This window comes from Bacillus cereus group sp. N8 (genome assembly GCF_016483685.1).
GTDB classification, from domain to species: domain Bacteria; phylum Bacillota; class Bacilli; order Bacillales; family Bacillaceae_G; genus Bacillus_A; species Bacillus_A proteolyticus.
This window is the reverse complement of sequence record NZ_JAEHBK010000175.1, coordinates 1-264: the sequence shown is the minus strand read 5'-3', so window position 1 is coordinate 264 and position 264 is coordinate 1. Positions and strand designations below refer to the sequence as shown.

The window sequence follows — 264 nt, the reverse complement described above, 5'->3', positions numbered from 1 at the left end:
ACCGAATTGGAAATGAGTGGGAATTTTTCATTACAAAATTTGCTGAAGGTACTGAAATTGATGATGCTGGAGCAAAAGCACGTTGGATAGATACAGACGGGATCTTAATGAATAAAGTCGCACAAATACAAATTTCTATCACACAATGGTGGAATAACGATCCAACTACAACTATGACAGTTGATGATATAAAGGTTTGGAAAGTAAATCAAAATACAAGTGATAATCCTCCTTACATTATGGAAAAAGGGGATAAAGTACAAA

The 264-nt window shown here is 34.1% G+C and carries 1 pseudogene; it reads left to right on the top strand.

Annotated features, from left to right (window positions below):
- A pseudogene (locus tag JDS80_RS30900) lies at window positions 1–264 on the top strand (distal tail protein Dit); the annotation flags it as partial.